Genomic DNA, 18,294 nt, shown 5'->3' on the forward strand with positions numbered 1-18,294 from the left:
ATTTGTACTCGGTGCGGCACTCGCACAAAGGAGCAGGTACACGGATTTTGCTTTAGTTTTGGATTGGAAGCAGCCAATCAAAATCTGGCCGTTGGAAATGGCATTTTTTTAAAACAGGCACTAGTCGCATGATTCTTGACAAATCCTACCCAACCCTTAAGTAGTCTTTTTTGATCAACTGATCTTTATGCGGCACGTGGCCATTGTACTATTTCTATCTGTGATACTACTTATTCCGTCATACGCATACGGGCAAACATCGACAATTACGCTTCTTGACACATTTGGCGATTACAAAAAAGGTGAGCGGATTTTCATATTTGGCCAAGTAGGCCAAGTCTCCCCTGATCTATCCGTTGTAGTCCAGATCACAAACCCGAACGGGGATCTTTGCCAAATTCAGCAGGTAAGGCCGCTCTCAAATGGGCATTTTATCACTGACACTGCCCCTCTGTCTGGAAGAATCTGCGGCCTGACTGGAAATTACCAAGTCAAAGTCTTCTATGGCGAATTCACAAAAGCGAGCACCTTTCAACTACTAAATGAAAAGTATTCTGAAAAATCCGCACTTGATTATTACGATCAGGGAGCAAATCTGATTGAGACAAAAATAAACTCCATTAAAGAACTAACTAGCCCAAACCAGATCGTCGAGTTTGAAGACAGGCTAAGCCAAACAACGTCTTCCTCAAACGACGCTGTCTTGAAACTAAAGAATGTCTATGCTGATCTCCTGGTGTTGCATTTTGACGAGTCTGACACTTTGGATGTGGGGCCAAAATTTCGACCCGCGGTACAGACTGCACTTGAGAGCACAAATTATCTAGTTGATGTGGGCATCCTTGATACTGCAGAAGCAAAAAAGATCGATAAGCAAATCTTTGATGCCATGTTTTACTCGCAAATAGGTGATGATAAAAACACGATCGGAATTCTAAACGATGTTTACGTGCAAATCATAAATGCAGATCCGCAAAAAATACCTGCACAGCAGTCCCTGACTTATGAGGAATTAAACTCACTCTTGCTTAATCTGATGACAAAATCCAATTCTATTATGAGTCGACCGTTGCAAGAGCAGCTAGGATTTATCTTTGCAAGGGGAACCGGGCCGATTTACTCTGAGGAACTAAATAATCTTGTAGACCTGCTGACAAAGGCACGCACACTTGATGCGACACTTAAGAGTGACGCTAAACTGACTAGCATGATCCGGGCCGAATGGGACGTCCTCCGGGAGTCCCTCCTGGGTAAGGAAAGCTTGGAGAAATTCCTTGAACAAAAAGACAGGGTAGACAATCTGTATGCGGCAACACTGCTTTTGCGCAATCTGGACAAAGTGGGTAGGTTTGTATCATCAGATGATCAGCAGTCAGAACTTGCAACATTGATTGAACCGAGACTAAATGACCTGTTGTCACGTCTTGGGGGTGCTACGTCTCCTGATGATATCATATCTGTAAAACAAGAAATACTTGATATGAAAAACGTAATAGAGATATCGTCTAGAATATCGAGCACAATTGAGTTCTCAAAGAAGAACAACGCCAATCCCCAACTTGTGGACTCGTTTGAGTCCCTGCTTGATCAGATAAAAGGCGCCAATTCCTTAAATGAAATTCTTAGCATTGTTTCAGAATTTGATGGTACGATAAACGAACTAAGGGAAAAGCGCAACCCGTTATCTGTGATGAAGTTTGACTATGAAAAACTAAAGACGAAAGCAGAGCTGCAAGCTGACTATGAGAGTCTTGTTACAATAAACACCGCACTTAAGGCAATAAACACTGCAATTGATCTTGAAAAAGGAAACCCAAGTACAAATAAAATTGATAAAATCGAGGTTTTGCTTTCTTGGGCAAGCGCAAACGAGTCGCAAATACAAGCAAAACTTGATTCTTACACAAAAGATGCATACAAAATACGCGCATCAGACATCTTGCAGAGGGCAAAATCCATTGAAAATCTCGCCGAGCTTGGCACCACGCACAACAGATTCCTTCCAGGATACACTGATTTTACAAGCTCCTTAAAGGAGCGACTTGGCACGGTCCGAAACCTTGTACTCAAAAATGATTTGGATGGTGCCGATAATCTTGTAAGGAAACTATCTGCCGAATGGCAACAGGTGTCAAAAAAATATGCCGATGATCCGTTTGGCTCAGATGTTGGATACACGGTAGATGAGATAAAGCGAATCGAATACAGAGAAAAACTAGCGCAATTATCTGCCTTTGCGACAAGATTTCACAACGCTGATTTTGCAGAACATTCTGCAGAATTTGAGCAACTAATGCAAAATGCGTACGACCTTGTAGATTACGGCAATTTCGTTGACGCTGATGTCAAAATCAAGGCACTGAGGAATTTTCTTAGCGAGAACCTAGTTTTACACAACAAGAAAATAATCTTTGACATTTCTTACGAGCCTGAAAAGGAAATTTGGGTGATGAGTGGGGCACTGGATAAGCAAATCATGGGCGCAAGGCAAAATCTCTATCTGACCGTATATGATATGGATGCAAATGTGCACAGCACTCTGAAATTCAGTGACACCAGACAGGGCGAGCTGTTTACCCAGTGGTATGCTCCGATTGAACCTGGACTGTACGTTGTTACCTTGCAATGGCAAGATGTACAGGCATCGCAGATTGTCGACGTACCAGAAAAGTCATCTGGCGTGTATGATCCTGATGACTTGAAAAACGTGGACATGGCACGAGAGTTTGAGGAACTTCAGTCCTTTATCGACACGTTTGGATCCTCTGGATACGGGGCAAATGCAGCCAAGTTTGATCCTGTCATATCTGAAATTAAGACTGCGCTGCATAACAAGGACTTTTCATCTGCATCTGCAAATCTTTCTGAGTTGCGGGGTCTAATTGAGAGGTATCTGCCAACACGTGCACCAAACGCCGTAATTGAGGCGTATGTTCAAGACGGCAAGCTATACCTTTCTGGCGCGATACAAAAGACAATTGCGTTTAGTGAGGATATTTACGTGGACATTTATGATCAAAAGGGAAACCGTGTGGACGAAATACCTCTAAAAGACAATGCCTCTGGATACTTTAACCAAGTCATAAGCAAGCCGTATCTGGCCGGAACATACGTGGCGCAATTAGAGTATCACGATCTGATCGTCTCTGACTTTTTCCACGTGAACTAGCTTCTTTTTGTAACGCCTCTTACCATGTTGAACAGCTGACGCACTGCAATCTTTGGATGGTGTGTTGCAAGCTTGATTATGCTTGCAAGGCCAAACTCTGCTTTTATGAAGTCGAGAAATTCTGCAACGCTTAACTCCCTTATGATGTCAAGCTCCTTGTCCCATTCTTCGTCTGAAAGGCCAATCCATCTGCTCTGAACCTTTGAGGCAGAGTTAATTTTTGCAAGTATTGCCTTTTTCCATATTTCTTCGTACGGGGCAAGCGCCTTTTCTGACGTGTCGTTTGCAGATATGGCCTTTGAGGCAACTTCTCCGGCAACCCTGCCAAAGCGTATTGCATATCTTATTCCTTCAAGCACAAGTGGGTTTGCCTGCCCTGCGGAGTCTCCAACCAAAATGAGGTTGTCGTAAACTGTTTTTCTTGACAGTCCGTCGTTTGGAATTAACCCGTAATGAAATTCTATTGGAGTTATCTTGCCGAGAGACTTGATGGGTCCTAGCCTTTTTTCGATTATCTCCTTTAGTCTCTCTGTTGGATCTATGTTGGATTCTGGCTTGCCCACACCGACTCCTATTCTTACTGTGTTTTTTCCAAGAGGAAATATCCACGCATATCCTGCAGGAGAGTACTCTTGCCCGACCATTAGCCACCATGTCTTTGAATCGACATTTTCTACAACAGCTTCGTATTCTGCACCTGCCCCAAACCTCTTCCACTGTGATACGAGTCCTAGTGATTTTGCGACAACTGATTGAAACCCGCTTGCGTCTATTACTATTTTTGAATTAAATTTGATTTCTTCTTTTCCAGACGTTGCCATTACTCCAAGTATTTTTCCGTCTGAGCCTTTGACGGTGTCAGTAACAGACGTGTTGAGAAACAACTGCGCCCCCTGTTTTTGCGCCTCGTCTGCCAGCCACCTGTATGTTTTTCTCACATCCAGTACTGCTGCCATTGATTCACTGTTGCTTATTCTGACTTCGTTATTTGGCGAGCAAAACGCGTAGTTTTTGATTGGATTGTAGCAATCATCTGGGATGCTAAATTCTCTGATTGCATCAATCCACGTGACCCCGCTCGTTCTCACTGTTTGTGCAACGGTATCTTCTTTTTCTAGTAATGCCACCTTTGCACCGTTTTTCGCAGCCGAATAAGCGGCAGACGAGCCAGCAGGGCCTGCCCCAACTATGACAATGTCGAAACTAAACTCTTTTGCCATCTGACATGGTGATTTTTTTTGAATATTATAATCTGTAGTTTTTGGAATTGGTACACTTTATGCATTTTTCTCACAGGGTGATTTTTTTGAATTCATTGTTTGTTTTAACATGTTCAAAATCTACGTCAAACTTTGCCTTGTATTTGAAAGAGTGATCAATTTTAATCGTGTGCCTCAGGATCTCAAAACTGCTCTCTGCCTTCCCCTGTTTTACTAGGCTTGAGGCCTTGTTGTACAACGCAGTCGTATTGTCTGGTCTTATTTTTAGAACCTTGTCAAAACACGTAATCGCCTCATCATACTGCGCCAAGTAATGCAGCGCAAGTCCCTTGTTTATTAGCGCCAGAACATTCTGCGGTTCTATTTTTATTACCTCGTCATAAACTGAAATCGCGTCGGAATATCTCCCAAACTTGCCAAATATGTTCCCTTTTTTAATTAGCGCATCGATGTGGTTTGGAATTAATTCCAAGACTTTGTTAAATAAGATCAGTGCTTTTTTTGAATTGCCAAGATTTAGCTCTGTTATTCCGCGATTGAAAATCTCAGTAGAACTCATTACTTGATAATGGGTTTGCCACTTGCGTCGTTTTTTCGCTCAGGGTCAAAGGTTGCCATGTGATCCAAGTCACGGTGCATGTAGCTGTATGCCTCGCTTGGTTTTTTCCTACAGAATTTCTTGTGAACGGATTCCTCGATTTTGAGAGTTGCTTCGTTTTCATGAAACATCTTTTTTCCGCAGTCTTCACAAATGATCTCAGCCATACGTATAGTCAAATATCAAATGTATTTATTTTATACTCAATCATTCACGCAGTATATGGCGGAAATACAGATCGTGCCTCTTATTAGCTGGTCTGTAGTGACTGCAGTCTTGTTTGTAGTCGTTGGGCTTGCTTACCGAACCTATGCGAGGAAAAAGAGAAACACTGCTGACTTAGGCTAGGTTTGACTTTGCGATTTCTTTGATGTATGCCAGAATTCCTGTGTAGTCAAGGTCGCCAAATCCTTTTTCCACCGCATCTTGGTATACTTGGTTTGCCTTTTTTGCCATGGGCAGCTCCAGCCCAAAATCATGGGCGGCCTGATTTATCGTATCTAGGTCTTTTTTGAGGTTGCTTAATGTAAAAGTGGGCTCAAACGAATCTCTGATCATCTTGTAGGCTTTGGTCTCACTCATGCCTGTCTTAAAATAAGTGGAATTGAGGATTTGGAGAAAAACCTCTGGCTCAATTGATGCTCCTCTGGCAAGCGTGATTCCTTCTGATAATGCAAGTGAGAGCATGGCAATTTGTAGATTCATTGCAAGCTTTACTGCGTGCGCAGTTCCGTTTTCTCCAAGATAAAACACCTTATTCGCAATGACGTCAAAAATTTTTCTGTGTTTTTCAAACGTTTCCCTGTCTCCTCCGACCATCATTACGAGTTCTCCCTTTATCGCAACATTGGGACCTCCCATGACTGGCGTGTCTAGCATCATTATTCCTTTTTTTGCAAACTCGCCCGCTATTTCCTTTGATGCGATTGGGTTTATGGTGCTCATGTCTGCAACTACCAATCCGTCATGTTTTCCACACGATATGCAACTGTCACCAAAAGACACCTTTCTTACAGCATCTGCGTTTTTTACGACGGTGAAAACAATATCTGAGTTTTCTGCAACCTCTTTTGGGGTATCGACTATTTTTGCCCCTCTTTCTTGTAGCTGTTTTGTCTTGGCCTTTGTCCTGTTAAATGCAGTGAGATCGTACCCTGATTCTAAAATGTGTAGTCCGACAGCATTGCCGAGCAACCCAGTCCCGACTAGTCCTATGCGCATAATTGTTTTTTTTGACTATTGATTATTTGTGTTGTGCTCTAACGCAACTCTTCTTCTGCTACCTGCCACTGTCCGCCGAGCCTTGACGATGTAAATGCGATGTGCCCGATTACCTTGTCTCCTCTTCTCACCATTGCGTAATCCTGCTTGCTGATCTTAAGTATGCGCTCTCTTGTTTTGTATCCTCCCTCTATTACCTTGATTTTAAAGCGCTTACTTGCCTTGACTATTAGCTTTCTCGCAGTCTGTATGTCTCCCATCCATGAAAACATCTCAAACGAGCCAAAATTTTGGGTGGCTACCTCGTAATTGTATGATCTGGCCTCAAAATTCAGATCGTCTTTCCTTGCCTCCTCGTTGATCCACTCTATTACCTCTTTTCCATGGCCGCTTTCAACGCCAAATGTTTCAGAATTGCCTTTCATCACGATCTTTACAACACTGACCTGTCATATTCAGTACGTTTGAAAAAAGTTAAATGCCAAGTCAAAGCATGTTAAACAATGCACAAATTTGCATTATTTTTCATGCTAGCCCTAACTGCGTCCGCGGTCATGGTGCTCTCAGAACACGTCTTTGCTCAAGAAATGACAGATGATGCTGCTTCTGAGGAGACAACTGACGAAATCACTACGACTGAGGATGCAACAGGTGAGGAGACAACTGATGAAACCACAGGTGAGGAAACCGATGATTCTTCAGTTGGTATGGCAGAAACGACAATGTTGGAGACTCGTATTGATTCTCCGCTAAAACAAATGTCGATGGGAGTAGACATCCATCAAATCCAATGCAGTCCTGAATACAAGCTTGTATTCAAGGCAAGTAACTGGAATCCTGCATGTGTAAAAGAGTCAAGCTTCCAAACGCTTTTAGCTTGGGGCTGGATAGCAAATCATGATCCTTCTCACGATGAACTGGCAAAAATGCTGGCGGATCACATGACAAAATATCCTCCTGAAGAAGACACCGAAACAGAACAAGAAAACGAAGCACATATGGAAGAAAACATGGATGTGGAAGATGACGCATCTAACATGAATGGCACCGACACAGAGCAACCAGAACCAAAATCTCACTCAATTAATCTGACTGAGAGCATGGACATGGGTGCTCAATAACCAAACAAACAATTCGACAAATCTGTACACAATTTTTTAATTCATTGTAGATTAGTGTGGTGCATGTTCATATTCTAGAATGGAATCAATAAACAAAAAATGGCTAGGCTTTATTCTGCCAATCAACATTGCAGCCGAAGGACTGCACACCGTAATTCCATTGTTTGTCTTATCGCTTGGAGGCGGCATAGGCGAAGTTTCAGTCATAATTGCAATTCATTATGGCGCAGCCGCCCTTGGCTCTATCTTCTGGGGTAAGATACTTGACAAATATCATGTAAAAAAAGCAGTTTTGCTGGTGACGTTTTCAATGATTCTGATTTGTTGCCTGTGGCTGTATTATACGACAAACATTGAACCAATCTATGTAATATCTCCTCTGTCTGGATTTTTCCTTACTGCTCGAGGCCCGGTAACGCAGATGCTTGTCATGGAAACAAGTCCGAACAATCAGTGGGGCAAATTCTTTGCCAGGGCCTCAATACTGTCTACTCTTGGAAGTCTTGCGGCAATGCTAATTGGCGCTGTCTGGAGCTTTTACTTTGATATCAGACAATATTTTATGATCTGCGCGATAGCTACCGCAATATCAATTGCAATTAGCCTGCAAATATCAAAAACCCACTTTCATATTGAGAGAAACACACTTGTGCAATCCATCCACGGAATACAACACATTTTTAGTCATTTTCGTATGCACAATCATTTTTTCTTTCCAAAGGTTCCAGAGTTGTATGACTTTAAACACATCATAATTCTCTTTAAAGGAAAGATATCGCACGAAATTGGATTCTTGTTCTTGACAAACTTTTTGTTTTACTTTGGAAGTAACATTTACTTTACGGCACTGACTCCGTTTTTGAAAAGCTTTGGACTTTCTGACTCGACTGTCTTCTCATTGTATCTTGTGCATTCTGGGACAATGGTCGGGTTTTTCTTTTTGGCCCCGAAAATAATTACGAGGGTTGGAGAAGAACGATCTACTATGATGGCATACGTGCCGAGAGTCATCGGAGTTCTAATTGCTGGGTTTGTGGTTACTTTGTTTATTGGATCAGGATTGCTAGCAGCTGCAATTGCCTCCATGTGCTTGATGGTGGTGGGATTTTCAATCTACAGTACGTCAAACTCCTTGCTGTTGTTTAAGGCAATTCCAAAGGGGTTTGAAGGTACGTACCTTGGCGTTAATAGCTCTATGGTTGGTATGGGTGTGTTTGGAGGTGCGCTCACCGCGGGGTTTGTGACAAAGACCTTCAACTATCCTGCCACGTTTTTGGTCTCCGTGCTAGTTTTGATTGGTTCGGCCGTTCTCTTTAGGATGTATTTACATCACAAACTGTCTGGCAGAATTCTATAAGATCACAAAAAATGGGAAAACTAGTCTGTCCGTGGAATCTTGCCCTTTAAATCAAAGATCTTCTGTATCGCTGCATCCGCATTGGCGTACTTTACGTTAAAGTCTTTGTTAAGGGATATCATCTGGACTCGACTTGTTGCCGAATTTTTGTAGTATGCATCCCAAGCATCTTTTGCCTTGCCGCCTCCCGAGAGGATGTGGTCTCTGGCGCTTTGTGCAGATTTTATCTTGTCTTGTTGGTAACTGAACATTGACAGGTAGATGCCTTGTATTTCGATTGGCTTTTTTGAAACAAATTTTGCAAATGCGCTTTGGGAGGTAAACGGCTCATTGTCTTTATTCATCCTGCCGATTTCCTCATTTAGCCTTGCATTGGCAATGTTTCTTGCCTCTTGTATTGCCTTGTTTTGTTGGGACTGAATTTTTTTCCCTTCCTGCATCTCTGCAAGGATTTTCTTTGATTGCTCTATTTTTTTGAGGATTTGCATCATCACTGGATTGTTTTTTATCTTTTCAGTCGCCTTGATCTCTTCGCTTTCAATCGCAAAGATTTGCGTGGTGTTTAGTATTGCGAAAAGACTGAGGATCATTCCACAGAAAACAAATTTGCTAGTCATTGGCTCAATCAAACAAATTTTTGTATTTAGCGTTTTGACAGGAGTTCTCAGCAATGCTTAAGTTCTGGACTTGGACACAAACACAATTAAAAGTACCAACTGATCGAAAACTCACGTGATTACGATAGACTGTAGGGAAATAGAGTCTTACAAGCATGAATTGGCAGTATTTGTGGCCGACTGGATTGGCGCAATACCTACAATGAAACTGCATGAATTTGTGCTGTCTCCTATAGAAAACGAGCACCTTGATACGGAAAAGATTGTCAAGGGGATACGGGAATTCCTTGCATCCCTTGGGGAAACTGCAAACTTTGCAGTGCTACCAAAAGACCAAATCATACTGGTAAAATCTTTATCCGATGCCCCACTTGTAAGGGAAAAGCAACCCGAATCCATGTTTACGTGCACTCATTGCGGCTATATCACGCAGTACGAGGGCTTGTTACAAACACACATGAAACTGCACTATTTGTGATGATTGTTCAAAGCAAATTTTCCTTTATTTGTCTCCATTGTCTCAAGCCCTCATGGGCACACGTTGCGGTATTTTGAGGCTCGTGTTGTTTGTCTGTTTGTTGGAAAATGTACTCAAACACGAATTTCTTATATCTGACGAACGACATTATGTATTGTGGGAGAAACAAAAAAAGACTCCAATGTCTCTTGCGAAACATGTCCGTTGGACATTGTGGCACAAAAGATTGCCAAAATATTCAGGCGCAAGTAACTTTCATAACAATATTTTTAACTCAAATGGGATCTCTGCAATAAATTGGCATCTGCTATAGGGCTGGTCTTTTCAAATTATTCGTATGTGTCGTTATCTGCTGCAATATTTACCGGACTGCTGATGCTTTTATCCTCGCTCTCAGAGTATGTGTTTTTTACGCCTTCTTTTGTGTTCTATGTCCCATATGACAGATTAGTCGGATTTGTTTTGATCTTGGCAGTCTCCTTTCTATCTGGGCTGGTGATCCCGATGAATGTGTATAGGATCATAACTCTGCAAAACAAGCCCGGGCGAATCGGTGGCAGCTTTATAGGCTCAATCATAGGTGCATCTGCTGGCGCCTGTAGTTGCGGCCCTGTTGGATTTGCAATAATTTCGACATTTGGCACAGTCGGCGGTGTGGCCACGTCGCTTCTTAGCACATACGAGATTCCATTGAGAATACTGTCGTCTGGAATCTTGGTCTATGTGTATTACACCACTACCAAATCCCTATCGATTAACTGCAAAATTGGCTAAAATAGAAAGATTGCCTGAATCATTAGAAGACAAGAAGCCACGAGATAGGACTGGGGAAAATGATTCAGGCATTCATTAACATCTAGTCGTTAATCTTGAATATCAGACAATGTGTGTTGAATTTGGACAAACTTCAGGTTAATATTCAGACGTTAAATTTTTCAAAAAGTAGTTTGAAGGTTAAATTTCTGGACTTGGTTCCCTTGTTGACTGGAAATTACAAGAAAAGTGAACTTTTTCAAACCTGAAAATCTATGAAGGGCTAACTGACTGCTAATTTCATGACGATAATGTTTGTTCCTGCAAGACCAAGTAAGCGAACCCTTGAGGCCGATGATGACGCTGATGAGAATAATTAGAACTTTAGTCGTCTAAAGGAATTTTCTGGAGTTTTGATGTCTGAGAATTCCTGCGGATGGATTATTTTTGCCAGGATTTCGATTCCCGTTATGGTTCTGATGCTTGGCTTTGAAAAATAAGAGTTTGCGTCAACTGCAAAGACTTGGCTGTTTTCTATCGCCCGTAATTTTTTCCATCTTTGGTTGTTTTGCAGGACTTCGGTGCATTCCGACTCCGTTCTTTTTGTGTCAAAACCGCACGGCATCATGACTATGATGTCGGGGTCTGCCTTTTCTACTTCATCTATTGTCATGCGCCTGGAGTGCTCCCCTGTGGCACTTATTGAATTGACGCCGCCTGCAATTTCTATCATTTGAGGAACCCAATGACCTGATGTAAAGAATGGATCAATCCATTCTATGCACAACACCTTTTTACTTTTGACGTCTTTGGATTTGATAAAATCAATTCTTTTTTTTAGGGATTCTACAAGTTTTTCTCCCTCTTTCTCCTTTCCAATTTTTTGCGCGATTTCTATGACAGTGCCTAGGATCTCTTCGATGGTGTGTGGATCAAGAACCAGCACTTGGGGCCTTTTCTGCAGGATCTGAAGTGCCTTGTTTACTTCATTGGTGTATGCAGAACAAACTGCACACGTCCCCTGTGCAATTATGAGATCTGGGTCTGCTTCTTTGAGGTTTGCCTCGTTTACTGTGAAGATGTCTCTTCCCTCCCTTGCCAGCTCTGAAACTTTGTCGTCGATTTGTTTTGAGGTCATCTTCTCTGGGTCGAAAATAGAATTGATTATTCGTAATTTTGTTTTTGCTTGTTGTGGATAAAGGCACTCATGGGTTACGCCAACTATGTTTTCTTCAGCCCCAAGCTCGTACATTAATTCTGTCGCACTTGGAAGAAACGAAACAATTCTTCTTGCGTGCATGAAGTTGATTCAAAATAGTGAGATTTTAACTAATTTTTGATCGGTGCCGGTGTTTTTACAACTGGTTGATTTGTGCCGTTTAAACGAGTTTTATTCAATATTTGACGCATTTTAAGAGAACATTTGATCACACAAAAGCGAATTGAATTTAACCTCCCTATTTACTATCTTCTTTTTCACTACAACAGCATTGATGTCTCAAAGATATCGTCAAAAAATACATTATCGAGTTAAAGTAATCCCAATTAAGAGAATTCATGTATGGGATGAGGCTCAGGCACGCTCCCTTGACAGGGATGGCATACGTGAGCTCGCAAAATCCATTAAAAACGAGGGATTGCAGAATCCGCCAATGGTCCAAAAGGACGGACGTGGTCGCTTTCTCCTAATGTCTGGTCAAAGAAGACTTGCCGCCTTGAAGCTTCTAAGGGCAAAAAAAATTCCGGTTTTGGTATTGACAAAGGGATATGATCTTGAAAATGCAAAGGCTGCATCTGTGATTGAAAACCTGCATCGTAAAAACATGGCACCAAAAGACATGGCAAGCTCGTGTCGTTTTCTTGCCGAGAAAATGGGCGTGACTGGCGGTGCTCACTCGCTTGGAATCTCACGTAAAACTTTTAAAAAATATGTTGGTTTTGCAGCACTTCCTGAAAAAATAAAGAACTTGGTTCCAGGCACCATATCTAGCAGCGTGGCAATCAGTCTTAATCAAATTATTCCAAATGTGAATAAAGCAGTACTTGTTGCAGAAAGGATTTCAGTGTTAGATGCACGTACACAAAAAAATTATCTTAGATTGCTCGCAAAGCATCCTTCTGCAAACCACCGCAAATTGCTCAAAAAAGCACGGATCCTTGCAGTTAGACGAACAGTTCCACTTACACTGTCGTCGTCATATGCAAAAAAACTCGAAAAAGAATCCCAGTATCGGGAAGAAGACCCAGAAAAATTAGCACGACAAATAGTGGTATCTTGGCTTTCAAAAAGAAGCCACAAGCGATAATTTCTATTTTTACGAATCCGAAAAATCTATCTTTGCACAAACCTTGAAAGCAAGTCAGCTGTCAATCAATCATTCAAACTAAATACCTGAGACCTCACTTGTCAACTGTTGAGCCCAAACGCGCAGGACATAAGAAAGTCAATTGAGCAGAACTGGAAAGAATATCTGTCAAGGTATGGGAATCTATTTTCGTCTGATTCGATTAGCGGATCTAGTCCGCCATCTGTCTTTGTGGGCTCGTATGGCTACCCTAAAGTCGGCGTGGGGCCGATGGTCCCGCCAATCCACGGTGACACTAGTCTTTTAGATCTGCCTGAAAAATGGTCTGGGAAAACACTGGAAGATATTGTAAATTTCAGGCTAAAACTAGTTCGAGGGGTGCAAAATGTTTCAGTTGCACATCCGCAGGGACGTTACATTGAAAGCCTTCAAGAACTTGCAATGTCGTCAAATACACCTGACTCTGACATTGTATTTGAAAAACACACATCTCCAATCACGACAATAGATGGCGAATCTGCGCCGTTTGGACCAATTGGTGAAGTAAAGACTGCCAAATTTTCCGGCATGTCTACAAACCAAACCATTGAAAAAACGTACTATGACAAGGATCTAAAAGCAGAAGATGCTGTGGTGTCGCTATATGAGAGCGGAATTGAAATTTCAAAAATCCAAAAATGTTTTAGCATTGGAATGTTTGGAAAAGAACGAAAACTCGTACCTACACGATGGAGCATTACTGCGACAGATGACATCATATCGAAAAGTCTTGTTGCGGAAATTTTGGACTATCAAACAATCGACAGCTATCAAGTCTTTACACATGAGCACCTGGGAAATATTTTCTCAGTTTTCCTATTTCCGCACAGGTGGATTTTTGAAATGGAGGAGGCATGGTACACGGAAAAAGGAGAAATTGGCTTTGGCGCGGACGCCGAGGATGCAAACGGAATTGATCACTATCCGAGCATAGCTGGGGCGTATTTTGCAGCAAAGCTTGGAGTCGCAGAACATCTAAAAAGAAAACAAAGACAGGCAGGTGTTTTAGTTCTGCGCGAAATAAGGCCAGAATATGCAGTGCCAGTCGGAGTGTGGCAAGTAAGGGAGGCAATTAGGGCAGCAATGTCAAAAATTCCAGTTTTGGCAGAAACAATAGATGACGGACTGAGCTTGGCCTGCAAACATATGAGCATTAGTAAAAGCGAATGGCTCACAAAAGGAACCACGCTGAAAATGCTAAAACAAAAGTCAATTGCAGACTATTTCTGACAAATTGTCGATTCCAACTAGTATGAATTCTTCTTAAGTCTTAAATGCAAAACCGTCATAGTACATTTATGATTTGGACAACTGTCTACAACGATCAAGCAGAAACTTTACTTTCTTACACTGATTGGTTAAAGTCCAAACTGTCCGTGGTATAATTATGTCACAAGGTACAGCACCACTCCCACCTGCACCGGTACTGATGACATGTTTTGGTCACTGTGGGATAGGCCTTGGAGCAGAATCCTATCGTAGGCTGTTGCTAGATGTAGGTGCAGACCCGCTAAAACCGGTTTTAAAAGACAGCAAGGATGAATCTAGAATTCTTAAAAGATATGGAAGTACGATTTTGCGTTTCCCTGGCACTTACACCGGGGGAGAGACACCCTTAATCCCAAGGGCGCTGCTAGTTGACCTTGACCCAAGAGCTGCTAATCTTATTTTACAGTCATATCCTGATCTTTTTGCACTGCGTGACAAGCACGTAATTCACGGAGCGGGCGGCGCTGCAAGAAACTGGGCGGAAGGACGCTATAGATTCAAAAACGAGATAACCCAAAAATGGGATTTTGCCAAACAACTATCTGCCCTGTCGCCAGAACCTGTCCGGGGATATGTGGTGCCATTTGCGATGGGTGGCGGAACTGGAAGCTCATTTGCATGCTCATTTATCGAGTTTATTCGAAGCAACACAAAAGAACATGCGACAATTGCAACACTGGGACTCCTTCCTGAATTTGGCTGGGACCCCGTGATCTTAGAAGCGGCCGCAATTAACATTGTAATGAACCTTGAATACCAAATCAAGTTCAGCGACTGCTCAATACTGTTTTCAAATAAACGATTGAGAGAAATTTCACACAAGTTTGAAAAACGCGTGGATAAAATTCCATCAATCATCGACGATCTACCAAAAGAACATGAAGTCGGGTGGAAGGACTACAAGGGAATGAATCTGATTGCGGCAAATGCCATTTCCATGTACGTGTCATCATTTGCGAGAGAAACGGAATGGGACATGTCCAACTATAGGACGTGGCTTGCAACAAAACGCCCCAAGTTTGCAATCCCGTGGGCAATACCTGTCTTGCCTGATGAGGATCAGTGGAGCCTAGACCAGTTGACTGGCAACAAGCACAACACAATGGATTCTATCATTGACAACATTAGCAAAAAACAAGACGCATTGCTGTTTGACATTGATGAAACCGATGTTCGAAATTACGGCGGACCGAAGGACTCGTGCTGTGCACTAGTCAAGGTAAAGGGGGAATTTGACATCAAAGAAAGAGAAGTTCTCAAACGAGTAATCAAGGACAAATTCAACATCGAGGATTCAAGAATGATATTTGTCAAGATTCCAATTCTAGATAAAGAACAGGCAAATGTCACAATACTTGTCAACACAAAGGCAATAGGTCCTAAGATTTTGGACATCGCGCGCGAGGCAGAAGAATCCTGGGATGCCTACAAGGACGAGTACGGCAAATGGGGACTGACCACCGAGGACTTTAAGCAAAGCTTGATGGACGTAGTACACCAGTTTAGCTGAGACAGGTTTCATAATTATGGCTGATTTCAATTTTTTAGAAGATTTGGCAAAAAAGGTCAAGTCTGAGCGAATTAACCTGCATCAAATAGATGAGGAACTAAAGTCGGTAAACATGCGGCTCCACGAGCTGCCGCTAAAAAAACCGACAGAATCAACATTTGCAAAAATGATTGGAATCCAATACGAGGACCAAATGGAGCAATTAGAAAAAATGAAACTCAATCTTGAATCGCAGAAGGATCAGATCACATCCTCAATTAAAAAAGACACTGACACGTTCATTACCGAGATGAGCTCCCCAGAACTGATAATCCCACTTGATCCAAAACCTGTATTCCGAGATGGAAATGTCTTGTTCCATTACCGCGACTCTGCAAAATTTCAGAACTTGTTTGACTTTCTGGGTGAATTGCTTGGCTTGAGCATTCCACTAGTTGTAAAAGACGTGCTGCTCTCTTCATCTGAAATAATAGTGAAGGTCTCAAACGAATATGACGCAAAACAAAAGTTCATCAGCGGCATAAATGAGATACAAAAGACCCTGACCATAAAGAGAAAACAGTAGCGAGAGAACTGCCGTGACGATTGCTTAGTTTTTATTCGTTTGAGATTTACAGCTTGTATTGCAAAATAAAACCCTCCTTCTTGCAATTATAATAATTATCAGTCCTGTCTTGTTTGCACTTGTAGTATATCCTGACACGTTTAGCCTAAGCTGGAACCAGGGGCGCGGAGGATTTCTTTTTGCAATGGCATTCATCGTGGCAGAGATAATTGGAGTTAAACTTCACGTGTCTAAAAAAAGAATACTTGCAACCATCCCCCTAGCTGGTGCAGCCATCGCATATCTTGTAATACGTGAACACGGTCTGAAGGACTATCTTGTAGGTGTTGCCCCTCAGTTTAATGTCAACCTTGTGGACTCGTGGACATGGATGTGGGATTTTATTATAATGGGGGCATTTTTGATTGCCGCTGTCAGCATACTGTTTGGGAAAAGGTGGATACGTATTGCTCCTGCAGGCCCAATCTTTCTTTGTGGCAGCGCCGCAATTCTGTCCCTTGACGCCTTTTTTCCATACGACACACTTGGACCACTCCAATACGTGGTGCCGTATCTGGTAAAGGCAAATGTTTGGATCATTAACAGTTTTGATCTTGGCACTGCGATTGCTAAAGAAAACCTGATGTTACTGCGAGGAGAACACGGGCCAATGGCCCTACAGGTATTTTGGCCGTCTGCTGGAGTACACAGCATCATAATTTACTCGCTTGTCATGATGGCATTTTTGCTAAAGATGAACATAGAGCGAAAACGCAAAGCGGTGTACTTTGTTATTGGAATACTTGGAACGATTGGCATAAACATGATTAGGATATTTTCTCTATCCGTATTCGTACTCAAGGTTTCGACTGATCCTACCAAGTTTGAAGAATTTCACGGTATTGCAGGAGAAATAATGTTCCTTCCTTGGATTTTCATATTCCTGCTCATCGTAACGTCGATTGAAACAAAACGAATGAAACGGCTTGTGTCCTAAAAAAAGTTAGTAAGCGAACTTTGTCCCTGCAAGTCTGATAGTTCTGAAATCTTTACTCCGAGTCTTCTAATGCCTAGTGTCTGATCAATTAGCGCTTCTTCCAGTAGCTGATGCGCGGTTTTTCTTAATTCCTCGAGATTAAGCGTTGGGTTTTTGAGCATTTTTGATTTCGTCTTGCCTGTTAAGTCTGATTGTATGAATTGGATTCCAACTGACTTGAACATTTTTTTGTTCTTAACTGCAGTTTCGTACACATCGGCACATATCTCTTCAAGACTGCTTGCAAGGAAATCCAATTCCGTTGAGTCTTTTTTTAATGTGACAATTCTGCTGTACTGTATGGTTGGCTGTCTTTCCGCCACCGGCTCCTCGTCTATACCCCTTGCAGCATTGTAAATGTAAAGTGAAATCTTCCTACCAAACATTTTGTTTAGGGTAAAAATGTCAACTTTGCGCAACTCTTCTATCGTATTCAGATTTATTTCACGAAGCTTTTCCTCAGTAACCTTTCCTATCCCCGGAATGTCGCTTACTTTGAGTGGCGCCAAAAACGATTCTGTGTTCTGCGGCTCTATCATGGTCAACCCGTCCGGTTTCTTATGGCTTGATGCAATTTTTGAGACAAGCTTGTTGGCTGATACGCCAACTGAGCACGTCATTTTGATTTTGTTTCTTATCTGATTTTTGATCTGCTGGGCAAGATGGCCTGCATTTTTGAAATTGTTCTGCGTTCTTCTTGTCACGTCAAGATAGACCTCATCACGCCCAACATATTCAAAAATGTCTGCATGATTTTTCATTATTTCCATTGCTTTTTCGGAAATGTCTGAATAATATGGAAAATCAGCTGGCAAAAAAACAGCATCTGAAATTTGCTTTAATCGTGATTTTGCAAATTTAATCGGCATGCCTGACTTTACACCGTATTTTCTTGCGATATAGTTTGCAGTTGCTATTGCGCCACTATCGCCGCCTCTGTCAGAAAATATGCATACTGAGACTGGCTTTGTTCTTAGATTGGGGTTTCTGATCTCCTCGCATTGGGCGTAAAAATAATCAAAATCGACATGGAGCACAATCCTATCTGACATGTGT

At 42.0% G+C, this 18,294-nt stretch carries 18 protein-coding genes; 10 read left to right on the plus strand and 8 right to left on the minus strand.

Going from position 1 to position 18,294, the window contains the following annotated elements:
• Positions 1-196 precede the first annotated feature (196 nt).
• A complete protein-coding gene (locus tag NKMY2_RS05670; protein ID WP_157832461.1) occupies positions 197-3,169 on the plus strand; it encodes a hypothetical protein in 2,973 nt (990 codons plus the stop codon).
• Here NKMY2_RS05670 and NKMY2_RS05675 read toward each other — a convergent pair.
• The 5 genes from NKMY2_RS05675 to NKMY2_RS05695 all read right to left on the minus strand — a co-directional run bounded on the left by NKMY2_RS05675 (position 3,166) and on the right by NKMY2_RS05695 (position 6,633).
• Positions 3,166-4,389: an NAD(P)/FAD-dependent oxidoreductase gene (locus tag NKMY2_RS05675; protein WP_042685721.1), complete on the minus strand. Its 1,224-nt coding sequence runs from the start codon at positions 4,387-4,389 to the stop codon at positions 3,166-3,168. The genes NKMY2_RS05670 and NKMY2_RS05675 overlap by 4 nt on opposite strands.
• A 70-nt stretch (positions 4,390-4,459) precedes the next feature.
• Positions 4,460-4,948, minus strand: a complete 489-nt coding sequence (locus tag NKMY2_RS05680; protein ID WP_042685723.1) for a tetratricopeptide repeat protein — start codon at positions 4,946-4,948, stop codon at positions 4,460-4,462.
• On the minus strand, positions 4,948-5,154 hold the full coding sequence (locus tag NKMY2_RS05685; protein WP_042685726.1) for a hypothetical protein: 207 nt from the start codon (positions 5,152-5,154) through the stop codon (positions 4,948-4,950). Before NKMY2_RS05685 ends, NKMY2_RS05680 begins: the two co-directional genes overlap by 1 nt.
• 172 nt (positions 5,155-5,326) lie before the next feature.
• On the minus strand, positions 5,327-6,211 hold the full coding sequence (locus NKMY2_RS05690) for an NAD(P)-dependent oxidoreductase (RefSeq protein ID WP_042685729.1): 885 nt from the start codon (positions 6,209-6,211) through the stop codon (positions 5,327-5,329).
• A 35-nt stretch (positions 6,212-6,246) separates the two neighbouring features.
• On the minus strand, positions 6,247-6,633 hold the full coding sequence (locus tag NKMY2_RS05695) for a hypothetical protein (protein ID WP_042685731.1): 387 nt from the start codon (positions 6,631-6,633) through the stop codon (positions 6,247-6,249).
• Positions 6,634-6,711: 78 nt separating this feature from the next.
• Here NKMY2_RS05695 and NKMY2_RS05700 point away from each other — a divergent pair, with 78 nt between their 5' ends.
• A complete protein-coding gene (locus NKMY2_RS05700; protein WP_157832462.1) occupies positions 6,712-7,329 on the plus strand; it encodes a hypothetical protein in 618 nt (205 codons plus the stop codon).
• 79 nt (positions 7,330-7,408) lie between these two features.
• Positions 7,409-8,686, plus strand: a complete 1,278-nt coding sequence (locus tag NKMY2_RS05705) for an MFS transporter (RefSeq protein WP_042685738.1) — start codon at positions 7,409-7,411, stop codon at positions 8,684-8,686.
• Between the two features lie 20 nt (positions 8,687-8,706).
• On the opposite strand, the gene NKMY2_RS05710 is transcribed toward NKMY2_RS05705, so the two are convergent.
• Positions 8,707-9,303 (minus strand): hypothetical protein, encoded by a 597-nt coding sequence (locus tag NKMY2_RS05710; protein ID WP_157832463.1) that lies wholly within the window; start codon positions 9,301-9,303, stop codon positions 8,707-8,709.
• Between the two features lie 115 nt (positions 9,304-9,418).
• Here NKMY2_RS05710 and NKMY2_RS05715 point away from each other — a divergent pair, with 115 nt between their 5' ends.
• On the plus strand, positions 9,419-9,781 hold the full coding sequence (locus NKMY2_RS05715) for a hypothetical protein (RefSeq protein ID WP_042685741.1): 363 nt from the start codon (positions 9,419-9,421) through the stop codon (positions 9,779-9,781).
• A gap of 297 nt (positions 9,782-10,078) precedes the next feature.
• Positions 10,079-10,555, plus strand: a complete 477-nt coding sequence (locus tag NKMY2_RS05725; RefSeq protein ID WP_042685745.1) for a hypothetical protein — start codon at positions 10,079-10,081, stop codon at positions 10,553-10,555.
• 355 nt (positions 10,556-10,910) lie between these two features.
• Here the strand turns inward: NKMY2_RS05725 and NKMY2_RS05730 are convergent, their stop codons facing one another.
• Complete coding sequence (locus tag NKMY2_RS05730; RefSeq protein ID WP_042685747.1) at positions 10,911-11,834, minus strand: cobalamin-binding protein; 924 nt, start codon at positions 11,832-11,834, stop codon at positions 10,911-10,913.
• A 193-nt stretch (positions 11,835-12,027) separates the two neighbouring features.
• Here NKMY2_RS05730 and NKMY2_RS05735 point away from each other — a divergent pair, with 193 nt between their 5' ends.
• The 5 genes from NKMY2_RS05735 (at position 12,028) to artG (ending at position 17,199) form a co-directional block, all read left to right on the plus strand.
• Positions 12,028-12,840: a ParB/RepB/Spo0J family partition protein gene (locus NKMY2_RS05735; protein WP_042685749.1), complete on the plus strand. Its 813-nt coding sequence runs from the start codon at positions 12,028-12,030 to the stop codon at positions 12,838-12,840.
• A 108-nt stretch (positions 12,841-12,948) separates the two neighbouring features.
• Positions 12,949-14,109, plus strand: a complete 1,161-nt coding sequence (locus NKMY2_RS05740; protein ID WP_042685752.1) for an Nre family DNA repair protein — start codon at positions 12,949-12,951, stop codon at positions 14,107-14,109.
• A 157-nt stretch (positions 14,110-14,266) separates the two neighbouring features.
• Entirely contained in the window at positions 14,267-15,658 is a 1,392-nt protein-coding gene (locus tag NKMY2_RS05745) for an FtsZ/tubulin family protein (protein ID WP_042685755.1), read from the plus strand.
• Between the two features lie 16 nt (positions 15,659-15,674).
• Positions 15,675-16,223, plus strand: a complete 549-nt coding sequence (locus tag NKMY2_RS05750) for a hypothetical protein (protein ID WP_042685758.1) — start codon at positions 15,675-15,677, stop codon at positions 16,221-16,223.
• Positions 16,224-16,281: 58 nt separating this feature from the next.
• Positions 16,282-17,199 carry a thaumarchaeosortase gene (artG, locus tag NKMY2_RS05755; RefSeq protein WP_042685761.1) on the plus strand — a complete coding sequence of 306 codons (918 nt, stop codon included), beginning with the start codon at positions 16,282-16,284 and terminating at the stop codon, positions 17,197-17,199.
• Here artG and dinB read toward each other — a convergent pair.
• Positions 17,196-18,290 (minus strand): DNA polymerase IV, encoded by a 1,095-nt coding sequence (gene dinB / locus NKMY2_RS05760; RefSeq protein WP_042685763.1) that lies wholly within the window; start codon positions 18,288-18,290, stop codon positions 17,196-17,198. The two genes, artG and dinB, sit on opposite strands and share 4 nt — an antisense overlap.
• Positions 18,291-18,294 lie beyond the last annotated feature (4 nt).

Origin of the sequence: Candidatus Nitrosotenuis chungbukensis (assembly GCF_000685395.1) — an archaeon.
Lineage (GTDB): Archaea > Thermoproteota > Nitrososphaeria > Nitrososphaerales > Nitrosopumilaceae > Nitrosotenuis > Nitrosotenuis chungbukensis.